The sequence below is a fragment of the Gryllotalpicola koreensis genome (assembly GCF_039538185.1).
GTDB lineage: Bacteria > Actinomycetota > Actinomycetes > Actinomycetales > Microbacteriaceae > Gryllotalpicola > Gryllotalpicola koreensis.
Genome location: NZ_BAABBW010000004.1, coordinates 77,578 through 97,505 on the forward strand (window position 1 = coordinate 77,578; position 19,928 = coordinate 97,505).

24 protein-coding genes are annotated in these 19,928 nt (G+C 69.6%); 11 read left to right on the plus strand and 13 right to left on the minus strand.

The genetic code is table 11. From position 1 onward, the window contains the following. Positions 1-3 precede the first annotated feature (3 nt). The 6 genes from ABD708_RS12130 to ABD708_RS12155 form a co-directional block, all read right to left on the minus strand. Positions 4-282, minus strand: coding sequence for a hypothetical protein (locus ABD708_RS12130; RefSeq protein ID WP_344754765.1), 279 nt, complete (start codon positions 280-282; stop codon positions 4-6). Beyond that, positions 279-1,439: an inorganic phosphate transporter gene (locus tag ABD708_RS12135; protein ID WP_344754767.1), complete on the minus strand. Its 1,161-nt coding sequence runs from the start codon at positions 1,437-1,439 to the stop codon at positions 279-281. Before ABD708_RS12135 ends, ABD708_RS12130 begins: the two co-directional genes overlap by 4 nt. Before the next feature lie 39 nt (positions 1,440-1,478). Further along, on the minus strand, positions 1,479-1,979 hold the full coding sequence (locus ABD708_RS12140; RefSeq protein WP_344754769.1) for an HNH endonuclease: 501 nt from the start codon (positions 1,977-1,979) through the stop codon (positions 1,479-1,481). Next, complete coding sequence (locus ABD708_RS12145) at positions 1,961-2,206, minus strand: hypothetical protein (RefSeq protein WP_344754771.1); 246 nt, start codon at positions 2,204-2,206, stop codon at positions 1,961-1,963. Before ABD708_RS12145 ends, ABD708_RS12140 begins: the two co-directional genes overlap by 19 nt. A 154-nt stretch (positions 2,207-2,360) precedes the next feature. Further along, positions 2,361-3,212 (minus strand): C40 family peptidase, encoded by an 852-nt coding sequence (locus ABD708_RS12150; protein WP_344754773.1) that lies wholly within the window; start codon positions 3,210-3,212, stop codon positions 2,361-2,363. Positions 3,213-3,455: 243 nt separating this feature from the next. Next, on the minus strand, positions 3,456-4,145 hold the full coding sequence (locus tag ABD708_RS12155) for an iron-dependent transcriptional repressor DtxR (protein ID WP_344754775.1): 690 nt from the start codon (positions 4,143-4,145) through the stop codon (positions 3,456-3,458). A 109-nt stretch (positions 4,146-4,254) separates the two neighbouring features. Between ABD708_RS12155 and serC the strand changes: the two genes are divergently transcribed. Further along, a complete protein-coding gene (serC, locus tag ABD708_RS12160) occupies positions 4,255-5,367 on the plus strand; it encodes a phosphoserine transaminase (protein WP_344754776.1) in 1,113 nt (370 codons plus the stop codon). Between the two features lie 384 nt (positions 5,368-5,751). Then, positions 5,752-6,501 (plus strand): hypothetical protein, encoded by a 750-nt coding sequence (locus tag ABD708_RS12165; protein WP_344754778.1) that lies wholly within the window; start codon positions 5,752-5,754, stop codon positions 6,499-6,501. A 75-nt stretch (positions 6,502-6,576) separates the two neighbouring features. Here the strand turns inward: ABD708_RS12165 and ABD708_RS12170 are convergent, their stop codons facing one another. Then, entirely contained in the window at positions 6,577-7,233 is a 657-nt protein-coding gene (locus ABD708_RS12170) for a DUF3027 domain-containing protein (protein ID WP_344754780.1), read from the minus strand. A 2-nt stretch (positions 7,234-7,235) separates the two neighbouring features. Then, positions 7,236-7,616, minus strand: a complete 381-nt coding sequence (locus tag ABD708_RS12175) for a cold-shock protein (RefSeq protein ID WP_344754782.1) — start codon at positions 7,614-7,616, stop codon at positions 7,236-7,238. A gap of 74 nt (positions 7,617-7,690) precedes the next feature. Between ABD708_RS12175 and ABD708_RS12180 the strand changes: the two genes are divergently transcribed. The 3 genes from ABD708_RS12180 to ABD708_RS12190 all read left to right on the plus strand — a co-directional run bounded on the left by ABD708_RS12180 (position 7,691) and on the right by ABD708_RS12190 (position 11,561). Beyond that, the gene (locus ABD708_RS12180) at positions 7,691-7,975 is read left to right on the plus strand and encodes a hypothetical protein (RefSeq protein WP_344754784.1); all 285 of its coding nucleotides are present in this window, start codon (positions 7,691-7,693) and stop codon (positions 7,973-7,975) included. Between the two features lie 26 nt (positions 7,976-8,001). Further along, positions 8,002-9,810, plus strand: coding sequence for a helicase-associated domain-containing protein (locus ABD708_RS12185; protein WP_344754786.1), 1,809 nt, complete (start codon positions 8,002-8,004; stop codon positions 9,808-9,810). A gap of 101 nt (positions 9,811-9,911) precedes the next feature. Next, positions 9,912-11,561 carry a DNA repair helicase XPB gene (locus tag ABD708_RS12190; protein WP_344754788.1) on the plus strand — a complete coding sequence of 550 codons (1,650 nt, stop codon included), beginning with the start codon at positions 9,912-9,914 and terminating at the stop codon, positions 11,559-11,561. A 159-nt stretch (positions 11,562-11,720) separates the two neighbouring features. On the opposite strand, the gene ABD708_RS12195 is transcribed toward ABD708_RS12190, so the two are convergent. The 5 genes from ABD708_RS12195 to ABD708_RS12215 form a co-directional block, all read right to left on the minus strand. After that, positions 11,721-11,849, minus strand: coding sequence for a hypothetical protein (locus ABD708_RS12195; RefSeq protein WP_344754790.1), 129 nt, complete (start codon positions 11,847-11,849; stop codon positions 11,721-11,723). Then, positions 11,846-12,625 carry a nucleoside phosphorylase gene (locus ABD708_RS12200; protein WP_344754791.1) on the minus strand — a complete coding sequence of 260 codons (780 nt, stop codon included), beginning with the start codon at positions 12,623-12,625 and terminating at the stop codon, positions 11,846-11,848. Before ABD708_RS12200 ends, ABD708_RS12195 begins: the two co-directional genes overlap by 4 nt. Before the next feature lie 96 nt (positions 12,626-12,721). Further along, the gene (locus tag ABD708_RS12205; RefSeq protein ID WP_344754793.1) at positions 12,722-13,492 is read right to left on the minus strand and encodes a pyrimidine reductase family protein; all 771 of its coding nucleotides are present in this window, start codon (positions 13,490-13,492) and stop codon (positions 12,722-12,724) included. After that, complete coding sequence (folP, locus tag ABD708_RS12210; protein WP_344754795.1) at positions 13,489-14,421, minus strand: dihydropteroate synthase; 933 nt, start codon at positions 14,419-14,421, stop codon at positions 13,489-13,491. Before folP ends, ABD708_RS12205 begins: the two co-directional genes overlap by 4 nt. Next, the gene (locus tag ABD708_RS12215) at positions 14,418-15,662 is read right to left on the minus strand and encodes an NAD(P)/FAD-dependent oxidoreductase (protein ID WP_344754797.1); all 1,245 of its coding nucleotides are present in this window, start codon (positions 15,660-15,662) and stop codon (positions 14,418-14,420) included. Before ABD708_RS12215 ends, folP begins: the two co-directional genes overlap by 4 nt. Positions 15,663-15,779: 117 nt before the next feature. On the opposite strand from ABD708_RS12215, the gene ABD708_RS12220 reads away from it, so the two are divergent. The 6 genes from ABD708_RS12220 to ABD708_RS12245 all read left to right on the plus strand — a co-directional run bounded on the left by ABD708_RS12220 (position 15,780) and on the right by ABD708_RS12245 (position 19,711). Next, positions 15,780-16,472, plus strand: coding sequence for a response regulator transcription factor (locus ABD708_RS12220; RefSeq protein WP_344754799.1), 693 nt, complete (start codon positions 15,780-15,782; stop codon positions 16,470-16,472). Between the two features lie 58 nt (positions 16,473-16,530). Further along, complete coding sequence (locus ABD708_RS12225) at positions 16,531-18,300, plus strand: sensor histidine kinase (RefSeq protein ID WP_344754801.1); 1,770 nt, start codon at positions 16,531-16,533, stop codon at positions 18,298-18,300. A gap of 127 nt (positions 18,301-18,427) precedes the next feature. Beyond that, entirely contained in the window at positions 18,428-18,724 is a 297-nt protein-coding gene (locus ABD708_RS12230; RefSeq protein ID WP_344754803.1) for a WXG100 family type VII secretion target, read from the plus strand. 169 nt (positions 18,725-18,893) lie between these two features. Next, entirely contained in the window at positions 18,894-19,109 is a 216-nt protein-coding gene (locus ABD708_RS12235) for a hypothetical protein (protein WP_344754805.1), read from the plus strand. After that, entirely contained in the window at positions 19,106-19,516 is a 411-nt protein-coding gene (locus ABD708_RS12240) for a PIN domain-containing protein (protein ID WP_344754808.1), read from the plus strand. The genes ABD708_RS12235 and ABD708_RS12240 overlap by 4 nt, the downstream gene beginning before the upstream one ends. Before the next feature lie 21 nt (positions 19,517-19,537). Then, positions 19,538-19,711: a hypothetical protein gene (locus ABD708_RS12245; protein WP_344754810.1), complete on the plus strand. Its 174-nt coding sequence runs from the start codon at positions 19,538-19,540 to the stop codon at positions 19,709-19,711. Positions 19,712-19,928 lie beyond the last annotated feature (217 nt).

A 19,928-nucleotide genomic window follows, 5' to 3' on the forward strand; every position in this document is an offset into this window, starting at 1 on the left:
CAGCTAATGGAACTGCGGGATGATCAGATAGATCCCGTAGAGCACGACCGCGATGTCGATGGCGAAGCAGAGATAGGCGCCGAGGGATGCCCAGGTCGGGCGCTCGTGCGACAGCGCGACCTCGCCGTCGGCGACGCGTTCCACCTCGCCGGCTGAAGCACGCGCCGCGACGGGCGCGCCCACAGCGAGCAGGCGCAGCCCGAGCGCGAAAATGGCGACCACGCCGCCCGCGGCGACAAGGCTGACGACGAACTCGAGTCCGAGCGAACCCCACGCGATCATTTCGACTCCCCTGCTCCGACGGCGACCGGCCTGCTGGCCAGCACGTCCTCATCGACGTTGACGGTCTCGTGGCTGACCGGATGCCGCCGCGACAGCAGCCAGAACGCCGCCATGCCGCCAACCGCCGCGATCACCACGATCACCGTGCCGATGACACCCGTACGCACGATCAGCGTCGCGAGGCCGGCGACCAGAGCCGCGGCGGGCACGGTCACGAGCCAAGCCAGCGCCATGCGGCCGAAGGTCCCCCACCGCACCGACGCGAGCTTCTTCCCGAGCCCCGAGCCGACGATGGCGCCGGTGGTCACCTGCGTCGTCGACAGGGGGAAGCCGAGATGGCTGGACACCAGGATCGTCGCGGCCGAGCTCGTCTCGGCCGCGAATCCCTGCGGCGGCGACACCTCGGTGATGCGCTTGCCGACGGTGCGCATGATGCGCCACCCGCCGGAGTAGGTGCCGCCCGCGATCGCGAGAGCGCACGCGAGGATCACCCAGAACTGCGGCCCGGTGCCCGCGTGCTGGTAGCCGGCTGCCACGAACGTCAGCGTGATGACGCCCATCGTCTTCTGGGCGTCGTTGGTGCCATGCGCGAGCGAGACGAGGGATGCCGAGACGGTCTGCCCGTACCGGAATCCGCGCTCCGATCCCCTGCTCGTCGCATGCCGCGTGATCATGTACGCCGCGTACGTCGCGATCATCGCGACGACACCCGCGACGAGGGGTGCGAACAGCGCAGGCAGCGCGATCTTCGACAGCACGTTGAACCAGTCGACCGCGTCGAAGCCGCTGCCGATGATGGCCGCGCCGATCAGGCCGCCGAACAGCGCATGCGTCGAGCTCGACGGCAGCCCCAGATACCAGGTCGCGAGGTTCCACATGATCGCGCCGACGAGTCCGGCGAAGATCATGACGGGCGTGATCTCGATGCCGCCGTCGCCTTCTTTGACGATGCCGCTCGACACCGTCGTGGCAACCTCTGTCGAGAGGAAGGCGCCGACCAGGTTCAGCACGGCGGAGATCAACACGGCGACGCGGGGCTTCAGAGCCCCCGTCGCGACGGAGGTCGCCATGGCATTGGCCGTGTCATGGAATCCGTTCGTGAAATCGAACACCAGACCCAGAACGACGACGAGGATGACGATCGCGAGCGCGTCCATGCCGGGCACGGTAAGCACCCGTCGTGAACTCGGGGTGAACTATGCAGCCTGCGGCTGCAGGTAGTCCTCCCACTCGGGCAGCAGGTGCTCCGAGCCGCGCACCATCCACGCCGGCTCGTGCGGCATCCGCGGCGTGAAGCGCAGCTCCCACCCCATGTCCGCGAGCGAGCGGTCGCCCTTGACGTTGTTGCAGCGCAGGCAGCACGCGACCAGGTTCTCCCATGAGTCCTGGCCGCCCTTCGAGCGTGGCACCACGTGATCGATCGTCGAGGCCGGCTTCGCGCAGTAGGCGCAGCGATGCGCGTCACGACGCAGCACCCCGCGGCGCGACACCGGCACCTGCCGGCCGTGCGGCAGCCGCACGTAGCGCGTCAGCAGGATGACGCTCGGGCGATCCCACTCCGCCGTGATGCCGAACACCGGGTGGCCTGTGTCGATCTGCACGATGGTCGCCTTGTGATTCATCACGAGGGCGAGGGCTCGCTTGAACGAGACGACAGCAAGCGGCTCGTAACCGGCATTCAGAACGAGAGTGCGCATGGGACTCCTCGGCGCGTTGGCGCGACCTGGCTGGCCACGACGACGGATGCCCGCGGGAAGAGGCGCAGGAACAAAGAAGGCGCCGCCCAGAGGGCGACGCCGAAGGTTCCTGCCTGCGGGCAGAAGTGGTGCACGTGGTGCAGATGGTGCCGGTGGTGAGACCGCCGCATGACCGCGTTGGAGCGCACGCGCGAGGCTCGCGCGGTGTTGCTGTCAACGGTGTTCACGGACGTCTCCCACCAGTGGAGCGCCGCCGGATGCGGCGCACCGACGAAGTCAGGCTAACCCGGAACGTGCACAAAACGCATGCTGAGCAGGCATTCGCACAACGTGTCGTAACACAGAATTAAGCTGCGCATGCCTTTTCAGGCATCCGCGGGCTCAGCCGCCGAAGTGCTGGATGTGGTACGCGCTCGTCCACAGCGGGCGCAGCCCGACCACGCCGCCGGGCTTGGGCGCGTCGAAGATCAGCACGTTGCCGCTGGCATCGGTGCCGGCGTAGAAGCCGTCGTGGGAGCCGTCGTTGAGCGCGATGACATCGCCCGGCTGCGCGTCCGCGAGCGAGACGGTCTGACCGATGTGCCCCTGCTGACTCGACGAGTGCGGCAGCGAGACACCGAACTGGGCGTAGACGAACATGACGAAGCCCGAGCAGTCGAAGCCGGCCGGAGTGGCGCCGCCGTACTGGTAGGGCACCCCCGCGTAGGTCTTCGCCTTGGCGAGCACCGCGGCAAGGCTGTAGCTGGTCCCGGCGGGAACGGACGTCAGGTACTGCGCGGCGGTCGGGCCGGTGTAGGCCGCGCTGTAGCTCGCGGCACGAGCGGCGGCGGCCTTGGCGGCTGCGGCGCGCGCGGCGGCCTGCTTCGCGTTGGCGATGTCATCGACCGTCGTGGCCTGGAAGCCCTCGTGGGCCGCGGCCGGCGCGGCGGCATCCGTCGCCACATCGGCGGACTGCGCGTTCGCGCGCTTCATCGTGTCGAGCACGGCCGAGCTGCTGTTCGAGTGCTCCTGCGTGCTCGGGTTGAACGCATAAGCGGGGATGGCGATCGTGCCGACGATGCCGACGGCGGCGACCAGAACGAAGAGGTTGGCGAAGCGCTTGAGCGGCGACTTGCGCTTGGCAGGAGGGGTGACGGATGCCGGTACCGCGGGCGCCTGGGCGGCAACGCGGCGCTTCGCCGGACTCGCGGTGGAGCGCACCTCGAAGGCCTCGCGTGCTTCGCGGCGCGTCATCGCGCCATTCGTCGTCCCGTTCGGTTCTGCCAAGGTGTGGACCTCCGGCGCTCCCGTGCGCATGCACGAGTCCGTCCTGTTGTCTTGGGCCCGGTGGGGGTCGGGCTTCGGCTTCACGAGGCGAGCGACGGATCAAGGAGCGTCTCGCTTCGAGGTCTAGCGGCCGGATGTCGGCCTTTCGACTCGATCGAGAATAGGGGAAGGTAACGGAATTGTCACACCGGAAAACTCCCAGGTGGGAAATCAGGCCGCGATAAAGATGTGGCTCGCGACCTCGTGCGGCAGTTCGAGCCCCTCGGCGTAGCCCTCGACCTCGGCGAGCACATACCCGCCTGCAGGTGAGACGGTCACGGTGTTGCCCGGCACGACACCCGCCTGGCGCAGCTGGGCGAGCAGTTCCGGGTCGAACTGCACCGGCTCGCCGAGGCGCCGGATCGTGGCGGTGACGGGCTCGCCCGAGGCGATCGCCTCGACGGTGCTGACGACGTCTTTGAGGAACACGGTCGAGAGGGTGCGGCCCTCGTCGTCCATCGGCGGGATCGGCGTGCCATACGGCGACTCAGTGGGGTCGCCCAGCATGCGCCGGATCTTCTCCTCCACCTGCTCGCTCATGACGTGCTCCCACCGGCAGGCCTCGTCGTGCACGAACTCCCAGTCGAGGCCGATCACGTCGGAGAGCAGGCGCTCGGCGAGGCGGTGCTTGCGCATCACATCGACGGCGCGGCGGCGGCCCTTCTCAGTCAGTTCGAGGTGGCGGTCGCCTGACACGATGACCAGGCCGTCGCGCTCCATGCGCGCCACGGTCTGCGAGACCGTCGGGCCGGAGTGCCCGAGTCGCTCCGAGATGCGCGCCCGCAGCGGCACGATCGCCTCTTCCTCGAGGTCGAGGATCGTGCGCAGGTACATCTCCGTCGTGTCGACGAGATCAGTCATCCCCGCTCCCTCACAAACTTCGGGTTCAACCGGCCGGATTGCTCTTGACATCCGTCCTTCTCCAGCCTACTTGGAAGGTGCGCCGAGCCCGGGCCAATAGGCTGGTGCCATGCCGAGCATCACCCTGCCTGACGAACTGCTCCCCGCTGACGGCCGTTTCGGCTGCGGCCCCTCGAAGATCCGGCAGGAGGCGGTGAACGCGCTCGCGACGCGCGGCGCCGAGCTGCTCGGCACCTCGCACCGGCAGGCGCCGGTGAAGGCGCTGGTCGGGCGGGTGCGCGAGGGCCTCGGTGAGCTGCTCCGCCTGCCGGAGGGCTACGAGATCATCCTCGGCAACGGCGGCTCGACCGCCTTCTGGGACGCCGCCGCGTTCGGCCTCATCGAGAAGCGCTCCCAGAACCTGACCTTCGGCGAGTTCGGCTCGAAGTTCGCGAAGGCCGCGAAGGCGCCGTGGCTCGAGGCGCCGGCCGTCATCGACGCACCTGCGGGCCAGAGCGCCGCCCCGGTCGTGACCGAGGGCGTCGACGTCTACGCGTGGCCGCACAACGAGACCTCGACCGGCGTCGCGACGCAGATCACGCGCGTGGCGGGTGATGAGGGCGCGCTGACCGTCATCGACGCGACGAGCGCGGCGGGCGGCATCGACTTCGATGTGACGCAGACGGATGCCTACTACTTCGCCCCTCAGAAGAACCTCGCCTCCGACGGCGGCCTGTGGCTCGCCGCCGTGTCGCCGGCCGCCATCGAGCGGATCGAGCGGATCGCGGCATCCGATCGCTACATCCCCGAGTTCCTGAGCCTCAAGCAGGCCGTCGACAATTCGCGCCTCAACCAGACACTGAACACCCCGGCACTGGCGACGCTGATCCTGCTCGACGAGCAGCTGAACTGGATCAACGGGAACGGCGGCCTGGCCTGGGCGTCCGCGCGCACGAAGGAGTCGAGCGACCAGCTCTACACCTGGGCAGAGGCCACCTCGTACACGACGCCCTTCGTCGCCGACCCCGCCGACCGCTCGCAGGTCGTGGTGACGATCGACTTCGACGGCATCGACGCGGCGGCGGTCGCGAAGGCGCTGCGCGAGCACGGCATCGTCGACACCGAGCCGTACCGCAAGCTCGGCCGCAACCAGCTGCGCATCGCGACCTTCACCTCGATCGAGCCGGCCGACGTGGCCCAGCTCATCCGCTCGATCGAGTACGTGGTCGAGCACCTGGGCTGAGGCTGGGCCTCGGCCGCCCCGAGGGGTGAGTTGAGGCTGCGTACTCGCGGCGGCTGAGCCCCGAACTGCCCCGAGGGGTGAGTTCGCGCGCGCGACCCGCCGGGCTAGGACTTCCCCAGCACAGGAGGCGATCGACCGAGGACTCCACCGATCGGAGTGGGCAGGCCCCGCACCGGCATCCGTTTCGAGCATTGTGAACGGATGCCACAACCGCATGCTCTTCCTCCTGAACTCGGACCAGCCTTCTCGACCGCGGCGGCGCGGAGCGCCGGCATCTCGCCCGGTCGGCTGCGGAGCCTCGACCTCACTCAGCCCTTCCGTGGCGCCAACTTCGTCGGGCGCCCGCGCACCCTGCACGAACGGGCCGCCGCCTGCGCGACTCGGATGACCGGGCTCTGGGCATTCTGCGGGGTGACGGCGGCGGCGCTGCACGGTATGCCGCTTCCACCCGCATACGACTCGCGCTACCGCTCACTGGATGTCGCCGTCGCGGCGCCTCGGACTCCGCCGCGCGCGGAAGGCATCATCGGGCACAAGCTGGTGGCCGGATCGGTCAGTGTGGTCACCGTTGCGGGCCTGCCGGTGCTGTGGACCCCTGACGTCTGGTGCCAGCTCGCCGCCGTCCTCTCACGAGAGGACCTGGTTGCGGCCGGCGACTTCCTGCTCTCCGGTGATGCGTGGGCAGGGCGGATGCGGCGGCCTCTCTGCACCATCGAGCAACTAGCAGCCGCGGTAGCGCGGTATGCAGGCAAGCGCGGCGCGAAGAATCTGCGGTGGGCGCTGGGGCGGCTCCGAGCGGATGTGGACTCCCGCACCGAGTCCCTCCTCCGCCTCCTGCTGGTGGAAGCCGGCATTCCCGAGCCCCTCGTGCATCTCGCTGTCTCCGTCGCCAATGGGCAGCTCACGCTGCACCCCGACCTCGCGCTGCCGCAGTTCGGCGTCTGCTTCGAGTACCAGGGCGACGGTCACCGAGACCGGGACCGGTTTCTCAGCGACATCGATCGGAACGAACTGCTCAGGGCGGCAGGCTGGGAGGTCATCGAAGTGACCTCGAAGGACCTCTTCCACGACCGCGAGGCCTTTCTTCAGCGAGTCTTCGCCGTCCTACGCCGCAGGGGGTTCCGCCGGAACTGACACGAAGGCGCAGTTCGAGTCCCCTGGCCGAAGGTGAAGCGACCCGGACACACCCCTCGGGTGGGTACGACGCCGCTACTCCTCCTCGTCGGAGGCGAGGGCCGCCTCCTCCGCGCCCTGCAGCTCGGCCGCCTCGTCGAAGTCGTCGTCGTCCTCGTCGAAGTCGTTCAGGTCGGACACCTCGAGGTCGTCGGCGTCATCGTCGTCGGAATCGTCATCGACGCCAGAATCGTCATCGAGCTCCTCATCATCGAGCTCCTCGCCCTCCGACCCCTCATCGTCGTCAGCCGACTCCGCGTCCGTCACGAACTCGTCCTCGGGCTCCGGCTCGCCCGCGGCCGCAGCCGCCTCGCGCTCGGCCTTCTTCTGCGCCTGGTACTCGGCGAGGCGATCGGCCCACGGCACCCAGTCGGGTGCGAGCAGCGCCGCCTCGCCCGGCATGAGCTCGGCCTCGAGCACGTTGACGTCGTCCGAGTCGGCTTCGCGCGACAGCGACACCGTCCAGAACCAGCCGGGATAGCCGGGCAGCGTGTTCTCGAACAGCAGCGACAGCACGCGCTCGCCCTCGACGAGATGCCCGGCCGGCTTGCCGATCGTGGCTGCCGGCGTGATCTCGGCGAGCGCCGCACGCGCGACGTCGACGGCCTTGAGCAGCACCTCGTCGGCAAGCGGTTCGGGGGTCACGGATGCCTGCTCAGAGGCATCCGTCTCGGTATTCACCTCGTTGCTCACGCTCACGCCTCGAGGTCGTCAGCGACCTTGCGCAGCGCCTGCGCAACCTTCGACCCGTGCGACTTCGACGGGTAGCGCCCGTGGCGCAGGTCGTTGCCGATGCCGTCGAGCACCTGGATCAAGCTCTCGACCACGGCGGCCATGTCGTCGGCCTTCGGGCGGCGCTGGCGCGAGAGGCTCACGGGTGCCTCGATCACGCGCACCGACAGGGCCTGCGCACCACGCTTGCCGTCGGCGATGCCGTACTCGAGGCGCGTGCCGCTCTTGACCTCGGCGCCTGCGGGCAGCGCAGTGGCGTGCAGGAAGACCTCTTGGCCGTCATCGCCAGCGATGAAGCCGAAGCCCTTCTCCTCGTCGTAGAACTTGACCCGTCCGGTGGGCATCGATACCTCTTTCGTCACACTCGGCCTGGGTCGGGGCTGGTCGCCCCGAGACCGAAGTCAATTATCCTTGATCTGTGCCCGACGAGTCCCGTCCCCCTGTCAGCAGATTGCAGCGCACTCTCGCGTTCTTCAGCCTGATCCTGATCGGCCTCTCGGTGGTGGCGATCATCGTGCTCTTGATCGTCGGTGGTGCCGGCATGAAGATACCCAGCACGCAGCTTCAGTACTTCGTCCAGTTCTTCCCGCTGGTGGCGCTTCCCCTTGGGGCGCTGGGCATCATCGCCCTGTTCGTGGTCGGCATGGTGGAGCGCCGGAAGTACAACCAGAGTCATACGCCGAGCGCACGGCAATCCAAGTAGGCCATGGCGACGAAGCGAGGCGGACGATGACGAGCACTCTCACACTCGCCTCCCGACTCGCGGCCCTCGACGACGAGGCACTGCGCGGCCTGATCGCCCAGCGGCTTCCGCTGCGCCCCAAGATCGACGACTTCTTCGACCTCGCCGAGGCGCTGCTCGAGCACCCGGCCGTGCAGCACGCGCTCACGGGTCTCGACCGGCCGACGCTGGCGACGTTGGCGTCCGTCGCGCAGAGCGAGGCGATCGATGAGACGGATGCCGAGACCGCGGCTCGCCTCGAGAAGCTGGCCGGTCGCGCGCTGATCGAGCAGACCGAGAGCGGCTGGGCCGCCTACGAGGCCGTGCGCGAGCGCCTGGCCGCCTGGCCGCACGAGGGCCTTCCCAGCGTGCAGCAGTTGCTCACCGAGACCCCGCCTGCCGCGCTCGCCGCGGTCACGACGGCGGATCGCCCCGCGACCGACCAGCTCGCCTCTGAACGCGCGTTCCAATCGGTCACGGCCTTCGCCGAGCTGTTCGGCGAACTCGAGCGCGAGCCCGCCCGCGAGCTGCAGAAGGGCGGCCTCAGTCTGCCGGACGGGCGCCGCCTCGCCGCGGCGATGGCCGTCCCACCCGAGGCCGTGCCGGTGGCAGTCTGGCTCTCCGAGCTCGCCGGGCTCGTGGCGCGCGACGGCTCGCTGTGGCTGACGACGGATGCCGCAGAGCAGTGGCTCGCCGGCACGACCGCCGAGCGCTGGCAGGCGCTCGCCGCGACCTGGCTCGAGGCGATTCCTCCGTCGATCAGGCAGCTGCTCGGCGGCCGCACCCATCAGCCGTGGGGCCGGGCCCTGCACGAGACGCTCACATGGTTCTACCCGGCCTCGGGCGAGCCGCTGCTGCGCACGGTGGAGCGCTTCGAGGCATCCGCAGAACTGCTCGGCATCACGGCGGGCGAACTGCCCAGCACGGCCGGCGCCGCGCTGCTGGAGTCCGGCCCGGTCGGCGCCGCTGAGGCGATGGCGAAGCTGCTGCCCGCCGAGGTCGACAAGGTGTACCTGCAGCATGATCTGACGATCGTGAGCCCCGGCCCGCTCGTGCCGAGCCTCGACGCGCACCTGCGTCGAGTGGCCGACGTCGAGAGCCGGGCGCTCGCGTCGAGCTACCGCGTGACCGCGGCGAGCCTCGAGCGGGCGATCGGAGCGGGCGAGACGGCCGAGTCGATCCGCTCCTTCCTGACGAGCGTGTCCCTCACCGGCATCCCGCAGCCCCTCGACTACTTGATCGACGAAGCCGTGAAGCGCTACGGGCTGATCCGGGTGCGCGAGAACGCGCCGGACGCGCGGACGCGCGCGACGGTGCGATCCGTCGACCCCGACCTGATCGGCGCGATCGCCGTCGATCAGGCGTTCGCATCGCTCGGCTTCGCCCGTGTCTCCGATACCGAGCTCGTCACCCGTTTTCCCCGTGACATCGTCTACTGGGCCCTCGCCGACGCGCGCTACCCGGTGGCCGCCGAAGACGCCGCGGGCCGCATCGTCGGCGTGAAGAAGCGGCACGCGCCCGTCACCGATGTGATCGCGACGGTCGACCGGGCGACGGCCCTCGTGACGCATCTCAGAGAGGCGGCTGCGAGCGAGGCAGCTCAGTCGCCCGAGGCCTGGCTGTCGCGGCAGCTCGAGACCGCCGTCAAAGCGCGCGTGCCGCTGATCGTGACCGTGGGGATGCCGGACGGCTCAGAGCTTGATCTCACGCTCGAGCCGACGGGGGTCGGCGGCGGGCGGCTGCGCGGCCGCGATCGCAAGGCCGACATCGAGCGCACCCTGCCGCTCAAGAGCATCAAGGGCGTGCGCGCACCGTAGCCACCCGATCGTTGAGCGTCCGCCGCGCAAGCTCTGCTCGCGAGATTGCGGAGCGGCGTCTCGAAGCGATCTCATGACACTCCGTTGTAGGCTCATCCCCTATGGCTGACGGACCCCTCATCGTCCAGAGCGACCGCACCGTGCTGCTCGAGGTCGCGCACCCGCTCGCCGAGGACGCCCGCCACGATCTCGCCGTCTTCGCCGAACTCGAGCGCGCCCCCGAGCACGTGCACACCTACCGCATCACCCGGCTCGGGCTGTGGAACGCGCGCGCCGCGGGCCACCAGGCCGAGGACATGCTGGCGACCCTCGACCGCTACTCCAAGTTCCCGGTGCCGCAGTCGGTCGCCGTCGACATGCGCGAGACCGTCGACCGCTACGGCAAGCTCGTCATCGCCCGTGACGCGGAGGGCGCGCTCATCTTGAAGAGCAGCGACCGCGCAGTGCTCACCGAGGTGGCCTCAGCCAAGCGCATCGCGCCGCTGCTGCCGCGCCGTGTCGACGACGAGACCTTCGCGGTCGAGGCGTGGGCGCGCGGCGCCCTCAAGCAAGAGCTCGTCAAGCTCGGCTGGCCCGCGGAGGATCTCGCGGGCTACACGCCGGGCACCCCGCATCCCATCGACCTCGCCGAGGACGGCTGGCACCTGCGCGACTACCAGAACAAGGCCGTCGAGAACTTCTTCGAGGGCGGTTCGGGCGTCGTCGTGCTGCCCTGCGGCGCCGGAAAGACGCTCGTCGGCGCGGGCGCGATGGCGACGGCGAAGACCACGACGCTCATCCTCGTGACGAACACGGTGAGCGCACGCCAGTGGCGCGACGAGCTGCTGCGCCGCACCTCCCTCACTGAGGAGGAGATCGGCGAGTACTCCGGCCAGAGCAAGGAGATCAAGCCGGTCACGATCGCGACCTACCAGATCCTCACGGCGAAGCGGAAGGGCCAGTATGCGCACCTCGCGCTGCTCGACGCACTCGACTGGGGCCTCGTGGTCTATGACGAGGTGCACCTGCTGCCCGCGCCCGTGTTCAAGCTCACGGCCGAGCTGCAGGCCCGCCGCCGCCTCGGCCTCACCGCGACGCTCGTGCGCGAGGACGGCCGCGAGGGCGACGTGTTCTCGCTGATCGGCCCGAAGCGCTTCGACGCCCCCTGGAAGGAGATCGAGGCGCAGGGCTTCATCTCCCCCGCCGCCTGCTACGAGGTGCGCGTCGACCTGCCGCCGTCTGACCGCCTCGAGTACGCGGCCTCCGCCGACGATGAGCGCTACCGCCTCGCCTCGACCGCACCGGCCAAGCTCGATGTCGTTCGCTCGCTCGTGAAGAAGCATGAGGGCGAGCGCATCCTGATCATCGGCCAGTACCTCGACCAGATCGAGATGCTGTCGGATGCCTTGGACGCGCCGTCGCTGACCGGAGCCACCCCCGTCGACGAGCGCGAGCGGCTGTTCCAGGCGTTCCGCACGGGCGAGCTCAAGGTGCTCGTCGTCTCGAAGGTCGCGAACTTCTCCGTCGACCTGCCCGAGGCGACGGTGGCGATCCAGGTCTCCGGCTCGTTCGGCTCCCGGCAGGAGGAGGCCCAGCGCCTCGGTCGCCTGCTGCGCCCCAAGGAGTCCGGCCTGTCGGCGAACTTCTACACGCTCGTCGCGCGCGACACGGTCGACCAGGACTTCGCGCAGAACCGCCAGCGCTTCCTCGCCGAGCAGGGCTACTCGTACACGATCCTCGACGCCCGCTCTCTCGACGCGATCGCCGCGTAGCCCCCGGTCGGCCCCCGGTCGGCCCGCGCACCACCGGGCCGCGCCGGTTGCGCTACTACGATCCGTTTTGCGCTGCTCGGATCCGAGTAGCGCAAAGCGGAAGCCAGTAGCGCAACCAAGGAATCAATGCGGCCGACGGCCGCTCCGGGGCGAGGATGTTCACCCGCCGGCGGCGAGCTCGCGGGTCGCGGCGGCGGCATCCGTCGCGAGGGCACGCTCGTCCGCGGTCACGAGCGCCCCCGCCTCGACCACCGTGTGGCCGCCCTCGATGACGGTGCGGGGGCTCACAGCTCGAGCTCCGCCGCCGTCTCGAGGGCGGCCTCGATGCTGCGCAGCCAGCCGGCATGCAGCGGCGCGCGCGTGTCGCCGTAGAGGCTCATGCCCGAGACCAGGTTGCTCGAGCACGAGCACACCATGCCCGCGCGCAGGCCGCGCAGCCGGGCGACGACGAAGAGCGCCGAGCTCTCCATCTCGACGTTGAGCACGCCGAGGCGGTTGAGCTGCGCGATCCACTCCGGCGTCTCGGCGTAGAACGCGTCATCGCTCGCGTTGATGCCGCGGTGCGACGCCGAGCCGGCGGCCGCCGCGAGCCGCTCGCTGTGCCGGGCGAGCGCCACGGTGAGCTCGGTGTCCGGAACCGCGGGGTAGCCGGGGTGGGCGTAGGCGGCCGTCGTGCCGTCGTTGCGCAGCGTGCCCTCGCTGACCAGCAGTTCGCCAGGCGCGATGCCGGGCTGCAGCGCCGCCGAGCTGCCGACGCGGATGAAGGAGGTGACGCCGACGCGAGCGAGCTCCTCGACGGCGATCGCCGTCGACGGGCAGCCCATGCCGGTGGAGGTCGCGGTGATGCGCCGACCCTTGTAGCTGCCCACGATCGTGCGGTGCTCGCGATTGTGCGCGACCTCGACCACGTCGTCGAGGAACGAGGCGATCAGCGGGATGCGGAACGGGTCGCCGGGCAGCAGGGCGACGGTCGACACCTCGCCGGGCGCGACGCCGATGTGGAATTGGCGGGCGTCGGCACCCACCGCGGACTTGTCGACGAGCTGCAGGGTCGGGTCGGTCATCACGTGCTCCATTTCGAGGTTCTGGTCCCCGCCCTGGAGCCGGCCGGCGCCGGCCATGGTGATAGGACACGCTGCCCCGAGCCTAGGCGCGTGCGATTACACCGGTGTTTCGGCCCGCACGTAGCGCAGCAGCAGCGTCGAGTCGGAGTTCAAGACCTGCGCGAGCCGCATACCCTGCGGATCAGAGGGCACGGCGCCGGTGAGCCGGCCCGCGTCGCCGCCCTCGAGCGTCGGCGACACCGTCAGACAGATCTCGTCGATCGCCCCGTCGGCGAGCATCAATCCCGTCAAGGTGGGGCCGCCCTCGCAGTGCACGCGCAGCAGGCCGCGGCGCTGGAACTCCTCGAGCAGGAACGACGGCTCGACCAGGTCGACGCCGGCGACCACGACGTCGGCGATCTCGCTGAGCGCCTGGAAGCGGCCGTCGGGTGCATCGGCCGTCGTGAACACGATGGGCCGCACCGGCGCCTCAGCGAAGATCGATGCGGCGGGGCCGAGCCCGAGCTCGGCCGACACGATGGCGAACACGGGCTGCGCCGTGCGACCGTGGGAGACGCGCCATGCGGCATCCGCGTCCGAGAGCCGCATCGCCCCATAACCCTCTTTGCGCACCGTTCCCGCCCCGACGAGCACGACGTCCGCGAGGCGGCGCAGCAGGTCGAAGACGCGGTGGTCGGCCTCGTCGCCGAGCGCGCCGCTCGTTCCGTTCCTGGTCACCGCGCCGTCGATCGACGCGACGAAGTTCACGCGCACCCACGGCCGCCCGTCGGGGTGCGCGGCGCCCTCGGAGTACCAGTCGAGCAGCTGCTGGTCTTCGGCGTCGCGAACGGACGTCGGCACCAGCCGGTCGATGCGCGCACTCGTCACGAGTTCTCCTCCCCCATGTTGTGCCGCAGCGTCCCCGCCGGCGCCCGCCACCCCAGGATGGCCTCGGTCATCCGCACCGCGGCGACCGACTCGCGCACGTTGTGCATGCGCACGATGCGCGCCCCCTGCATGATCGCCACCACCCCGGCGGCCAGCGAGCCCTCGACTCGCTCGCCGCGCGGGGCGTCGAGCGCCTCCCCCACGAAGTCCTTGTTCGACACAGCCGCGAGCACGGGGTGGCCGAGTTCCGCGATCTCGGCGAGCCGCCTGGTGAGCTCGAGCGACTGCAGCGTGTTCTTGTTCAGGTCGTGACCGGGATCCACGATGAGGCGATCGGATGCCACGCCGTTCGCCGTCGCATAGGCCACCCTCTCCGCCAGGAACTCCGCGACCTCGCCCACGACGTCGGCGTAGCTCGGGGCGGCGAACTGCGTGCGAGGCCCCAGGCCACGGGGTGCCGCCAAGGAGTGAGTGACAACGAGTGAGGCATCCGTCTCTGCCATCACTCGAACCATCTCCGGATCGTGCAGCCCGGTCGTGTCGTTGATCACGTCGGCGCCCGCGGCGAGCGCGGCACGGGCCACGCGCGCGTCGAAGGTGTCGACCGAGATCACGACGTCGCTCGCCGCCCGCACCGCCTCGACGACGGGGACGACGCGTGCGATCTCGTCATCGGCCGCGAGGGCCGGCCCCGGCGCGAACGGCACCCCGCCGATGTCGACCCAGTCGGCGCCGTCCCGCGCGGCTTGCAGGCATGCCTCGACGGCGGCGTCGAGCCCGAAGGTGCGGCCCTTGTCGTAGAACGAGTCGGGCGTGCGGTTCACGACCGCCATCACCGCGACCTCGCGCGAGAAGTCGAAGGTGCGCGCACCGATGCGGCGCACCGGCTCGATGAGCGGCGGCGCATAGAGCGGCGGCGCCTCGCTCATGCCTCGAGGATGGGCACGTTCGGGTCGGTCAGCTTGGCCGCGTCGACGGTGCGCCCCTCGCGGATGAGGGTCTGGATGTCATCCGACACATCCCACACGTTGACGTTCATTCCGGCGACGAGCTTGCCGCCCGCGAGCCAGAACGCGATGAACTCCCGCCCGTCGACGTCGCCGCGGAACACCGGCTGCGTGTCGGCGGCGAGGGGGACGTAGCCCGCGTACTCCATGCCGACGTCGTACTGATCGCTGTAGAAGTAGGGCACGTCGTCGTAGATCACGCCCTGGCCGAGCATCGACTTCGCGGCCGTGCGGCCGCCGCCGATGGCGTTCGCCCAGTGTTCGCTGCGCAGCCGCCGGCCGAGCACGGGGTGGATCGGGTTCGCGACGTCGCCCGCGGCATAGACCAGCGGATGCGAGGTGACGAGGGCGGCAGATGCCAGCACGCCGTCCTTCACCTCAAGGCCGGCGTCCTCGGCGATCTCGGTGTTCGGCACGGCGCCGAGGCCGACGATCACGATGTCGGCGGGGATCACCTCGCCGTCGGTGTCGGTCGCGACTCCCGTCACCGCGGGGCCGGCCGGGCCGTCCGCGACGAGGAGCTCGCGCACCTGGCGCTGCAGCTTGAACTGCACGCCGTGATCGCGGTGGATCGCCCCGTAGATCGCACCCAGCTCTGGGCCGACCCCGACGGACAGCGGCACCGCACCGCGCCCGACGACGGTCACGTCGTTCCCGTAGGTGCGCGCTGCCGCTGCAGTCTCCATGCCGATCCAGCCGGTGCCGAGCACGACGACCCTGCGGCCTCCCTCGCGCAGCGCGTCCCGCAACTCTTCGCTGTCGTCGAGGGTGCGCAGGTAGTAGACGCCGGCGGCGTCGGCACCCGGCAGGCGCGCGACGCGCGGCTTCGCCCCCGTGGCGATGAGGGCCCTGTCGAAGCCGACCGACGAGGTCTCGTCGAGAATGACCCGGTTGTCGACGAGATCGAGCTCGACGGCGAGGGTTCCCGTCAGCACATGCACGTCGTGCTCGTGATACCAATCCCACGGGTGCACGTACGTCTCCGCGGGCTCCTTCGCGGGGTCGTTCAGGTACTCCTTCGAGAGCGGTGGCCGCAGGTAGGGCAGATGGCGCTCGGCGCCGATCACCATGACGTCGCCGTCGTAGCCCTCATCACGCAGCGTCTCGGCGGCGGTCGCCGCGGCCAGACCGCCCCCGATGATCACGAAGCGCCGTGTCGTCATGCTCCGAGCCTATTCCGCGCGGGGCGCAGCGCCCACGGTCATGGCCTCCCAGCGGCCATAACTCGCGTTCAAAATTCTCTCTGGCGGAGTTCAGGAAACGTGCAGATAATAGGAGGCATGAACGCAGGACCTCGAATTCTGATCGTCGATGACGAGCCGAACATCCGCGATCTTCTGACCACCAGCCTCCGCTTCGCGGGTTTCGCCGTCCGAGCAGTCGCCAACGGCGCCCAGGCCATCTCGGCCGTGCTCGAGGAGGAGCCCGACCTCATCATCCTCGACGTCATGCTGCCCGACATGAACGGCTTCGGCGTCACCAAGCGCCTGCGCGGAGCGGGCTACACCGCCCCGATCCTCTTCCTCACCGCGAAGGACGACACCGAGGACAAGATCACGGGCCTCACCGTCGGCGGCGACGACTACGTCACCAAGCCGTTCAGCCTCGACGAGATCGTCGCGCGCATCAAGGCGATCCTGCGCCGCACCATGCAGGCCGACGACGACGCGATCATCCGCGCCGGCGAACTCACCATGGATCAGGACACGCACGAGGTCTTCGTCGGCGACACCCCGATCGAGCTCTCTCCCACCGAGTTCAAGCTCCTGCGCTACCTCATGCTCAACCCGAACCGCGTGCTGTCGAAGGCGCAGATCCTCGACCACGTGTGGGAGTACGACTTCAACGGCGACGCCGGCATCGTCGAGAGCTATATCTCTTACCTGCGTCGCAAGGTCGACGCACACTCGAGCGAGCCGCTCATCCAGACCAAGCGCGGCTTCGGCTACATGCTGAAGGCCGGCAAGGCGTAGATCAGGGCGACGGATGCCGAGGCATCCGTACAGCAAGCCGGAGTAGCTTTCGAGACCTATGCACCGGTCACTGCTCGCAGCGTGGAACTCCATCTCGCTGCGCACGAAGATCACGGGCGTGACCGTGCTGGTGCTCACTTTCGGTCTGCTGCTGACCGGGATCGGCACCACGCTGCTCTTCAAGCCGGTGCTGATCTCGCAGCTCGACCAGCAGCTCGAAGCGGCGTCGACGTCGTCGAGCATCAACGCGATGCTCGACAGCGAGTCGAGCGGCAATGACCAGGTCAGCCCCGACGGCGAGTCGAGCGCCTACTTCCTCGCGGTCTACGACTCCGACGGCAAGCTGCTCGGCTACAACTGGCGCAGCAAGTCGAGCGCCCTGCGCCCCTCGGTCGGCACCACCCTGCCCGCCGCTCTCAAGCCCGTCTGCCACGCGGGCGACAACTTCTACCTGGCGAGCAACGACGGCACGGTGCAGTACCGCGCGCGCTGCGTGACGATCAGCTACTCCGCCACCAACCAGGCCGGCTCCGCGATCGTCGCGACGTCGACCGGCTCGATCGACGTGCTCATGGCCGCCTATCTCACGATCTTCCTGGGCTTCGGCGTGATCGTCGTCGTCGTGGGAGCCGTGCTGACGCGCATGCTGGTGACGACCACCTTCGCGCCGCTGCGCCAGGTCGAGCGCACCGCGGCCGCGATCGCCGACGGCGACTTCAGCCAGCGACTCGGCGGCGCCGAGCCGAACACCGAGGTGGGCCGCCTCAACCGCTCGCTGAACACGATGCTCTCGCGCATCGACCGCGCCTTCAAAGACCGTGCGCGCACCATCGAGCAGATGCGCCGCTTCGTCGGCGATGCGAGCCACGAACTGCGCACCCCGCTCGTTTCGGTGCGCGGCTATGCCGAGCTGTATCGCATGGGCGCCCTGCAGGACGAGGCGGCCGTCGCGGGGGCGATGAGTCGCATCGAGAAGGAGGCGCTGCGCATGGGCGGCCTCGTCGAGGACCTGCTCGAGCTCGCCCGCCTCGACGAGACGCGCCCGCTGCAGCTCGCGCAGGTCGACTTGCTTCCGCTGGCCTATGACGCGACGATGGACGCCCGAGCCGCGCACCCGACGCGCCATTTCGGCGTCATCGTCGAGCTTCCCCCGGCCGCCCCGCCTGCGCCAGGACCCTCCGCCGCCGAGGACCCGACGCCGACACAGGTGATCCCGGTAGTCGGCACTGAGAAGCCTCAACCCGCGGCGACGGGCCTCACGCGCATCGGCCAGCGCAGCCTGCGCCCGAGCCAGCGCACGTCGAGCGCGCGCGGCGAGCAGCCGACCGGCCCGGTCGGTTTCACGGCGAGCGCTCTGGCCCGCCTGCGCCGGCGCGGCCAGGGGCGGCGTGCCGACATCTCGATGGCCGAGACGATGCCGCTGCAGCTCGAGGACATCCCGGAGCCGCACACCGTTCCCGCCCTCGTGATGGGCGAGGAGAACAAGCTGCGGCAGGTGCTCGGCAATCTGATCGGCAACGCGGTGCGCTACACGCCGGACGGCTCGCCGATCGAGGTGCGCGTCGCGGTCGACCTCGACACGCGCCGCGCCCGGCTCGAGATCATCGACCACGGCGAAGGCATCCCGCCGCAGATCCGCGACAAGATCTTCGAGCGGTTCTGGCGTGCGGACACGTCGCGCACGCGCGAGACCGGCGGCAGCGGCCTGGGGCTCGCGATCGTGACCTCGATCATTCGCGCCCACAAGGGCACAGTCGACGTCGTCGAGACGCCGGGCGGCGGCGCGACTTTCCGCGTCCAGCTGCCCCTCGCCGACAGCGCGCGCTGAGCGACTTCCCCAGCACAGGCCGCGGCGTGCCGCCGCTGTCCACATTCCGGGGCTTCCCCTGGGCGACGGATTCCCCGGCCGGGCTAGCGTCCAGGCATCCGTTCATTCGAACCCATCGGAGGAAGCCATGACGACGTTCCAGGTTGACAGCACCGCGGTGCTCGACGCCACCCGCTCGGCCCAGGCCACGCTCGAGCAACTGCGCGGCGACGCGGCGCACCTGACTGCCACGCTCACCGCGCTGCAGGGCTCGTGGTCGGGACAGGCCGCGAGTGCCTTCCAGCAGGTGCTCGCCAACTGGACGACCACACAGCGCACCATCGAGACCCAGATGGGTCAGCTGCAGCAGGTGCTGACCTCGGCCGCGCAGCAGTACCAGGAGAGCGAGCTACGCAACTACCAGATGTTCGCCGCGGGGCTGTAGGTCTGGCGCGTCAATCCCCACTGGGCGCGTCGCAGCTGGCTTTCGCAGTTTCCGTGTTCGGCGGCGAGCAAGTCGCCGCCTTGCAGAGCGTCTTGCGTTCCGCTGCGGCGCGCCCGCCAATGACCCGATCCATATGGAGGTTCATATAATGGGTGCGGAGGTGGTCGCCATGGCCATGACATCCCTGGATCTCGACCCGGTGAAGCTTCAGCTGCTGAAGCAGCTGAGCGGCGCGTCGTCGAACCGCGAGGCGGTCGACTGGGCCATCGACATGGCCATTGGGGTCGAGCGGCAACGCGAGGCGGTAAGGCGCATCCGCTCTCACAACTGGCAGCCGGACAGTTTTGACAACCCACCGCCGCTCAGCGAAGACCCTGCGCCATGACCGTATGGATCATCGACAACAGCATTTGGGCGCGAGACGCCCTGGACGCCGCTGTACACCGACGCGTAGACGCGCTGCTCGCCGATCCGTCGAATCTCGTCATCAGCTGCCCTCCGCAGGCCCTGGAGTACTGCTTCTCGGCGCGGGACATCGCCCACTACGAGCTATTGCGCGACGAGATGGAGCTGCTGGCGCGGCCGCGCTACACGCCCGACCTCGAAGATGTCCTCAGCATTCAGCAGGCGCTCTTCGAGCAGGGCACCGGGCGCGGCGTCGGGGTCATCGACATCCTCATCGCAGCCTGGGCGCTCGTGAACAGGGCGGCCGTGCTCACCGCCGATCGCGACTTCGACCTCATCGCGCGCGCGGTTCCGGAATTCCTGCACGAATACGTTCCCGGCGAGTAGCACTGCTGGCATCCTCGCTGCATGCCCGCGTACACCGTCGCCGCCCTGGAGGCATACCCGGTCGACGCGTCGGTGCCCGGCGCGACCCGCAACGCCTTCAGCGGCTACCTGTCGGCCTTCACGGCGGCAGGCTTCCACGAGGTGGCGCGTCGCACGCCCGCTCGCCCCATCGTGCGTCGGCCGCTCGCGCCGTAGCTGCGGGACGCATGCGCCGTCGATTCTGGCGCCAAGATCTCCCGGGTAGCGCCGAACGCGGCGACGCACTGGACTTCGCAGGCATACGAAAGGGGCGCCCCCTCGCGGGAGCGCCCCTCTTCGCTGTTACTTGCGTCAGAGACGAAGCACGGACCGTGTCTCGTCACACCGCTCGAACGCGGCGTGCTCGACCTTGAGCCATCGAACGCTTACGCGT